This is a genomic window from Treponema endosymbiont of Eucomonympha sp. (assembly GCF_001028545.1).
Genome location: NZ_BBPW01000302.1, coordinates 1 through 783 on the forward strand (window position 1 = coordinate 1; position 783 = coordinate 783).

At 58.0% G+C, this 783-nt stretch carries 2 protein-coding genes and 1 tRNA gene; 1 reads left to right on the forward strand and 2 read right to left on the reverse strand.

Annotated elements, in window-relative coordinates; translation table 11 throughout:
- Nucleotides 1-159: 159 nt before the first annotated feature.
- Nucleotides 160-232: transfer RNA gene (locus AWU74_RS06700), tRNA-Val, on the forward strand.
- A 123-nt stretch (nt 233-355) separates the two neighbouring features.
- On the opposite strand, the gene AWU74_RS06705 is transcribed toward AWU74_RS06700, so the two are convergent.
- Together AWU74_RS06705 and AWU74_RS11875 are read right to left on the reverse strand one after the other, a co-directional pair.
- A complete protein-coding gene (locus AWU74_RS06705) occupies nt 356-538 on the reverse strand; it encodes a hypothetical protein (protein WP_059370225.1) in 183 nt (60 codons plus the stop codon).
- The coding region (locus AWU74_RS11875; protein ID WP_202966426.1) for a hypothetical protein at nt 522-783 on the reverse strand (262 nt) is incomplete at its 5' end. The genes AWU74_RS11875 and AWU74_RS06705, both read right to left, overlap by 17 nt.

Consider the following 783-nt stretch of genomic DNA (forward strand, 5'->3'; position numbering starts at 1 on the left):
GTCAAGTATCCCGAAATGTGCGTCGCAGGGCATATCATATACTCCTTGTTTTTGCTATTAGAGGCTACTCCTCTTGCGGATATTTCGCCGCACAAAAGGCGGTGGAAAACGCGGGCGCTTGCACAGCAGCCGCAATATGCGCTATAGTGTTGCCGATACGGGCGCTTAGCTCAGCTGGGAGAGCATTTGGGTCACATCCAAAGGGTCGGCGGTTCAAGCCCGTCAGCGCCTATAGAGGCAAAAAAGCAGGGCTTGCGCCCTGCTTTTTTGTGCCCGCCGCCGCTATCGCGTTTGCCTGCATAAATATATGCGTACACGTCGGCGTTTGGCAAACAGGCGGGCGTCCGTTCTTGCTTCAAGACTGTTCCCCGTCTGAACCCTTTTTCGCTTGTGCGTCTGCGCTCTGTTCCGCGCCGCCAGAGCCGAAATCAAACTCCTGCTGCCGGTTGTCAAGGATGAGGTTCTCGATTTGTATCTGTCCGGGCTCTTTTTCGGGCTCAAGCGCCCAGCCGTACCGGAAATCAAACTTCGCTTTCATCCTTCCCCCTTACCGCGCCGGAAGCCGTAAGCAGCGACGCGCCTATGCCCCTCGCGGCGGCGAGCAGTCCCTTCCGTTCGCGCGCCGCTTCGTTCCGCATACCGGCGACGACGCATATGTCTCTGACGTCGAACTCCAGCATCTGGAACACGCGCTTCGTGTAGTCGTAGTACGGCTGAAACATGCCGGAGTCGGGGTTGCCCTGCGTAAACGCGAGCACCAGCGCTTTTTTCGCCGCCCGCTCC

Coding starts and splice junctions, on each gene's coding strand:
- AWU74_RS06705 (WP_059370225.1), bottom strand. CDS start 538: ATGAAAGCGAAGTTTGATTTCCGGTACGGCTGGGCGCTTGAGCCCGAA.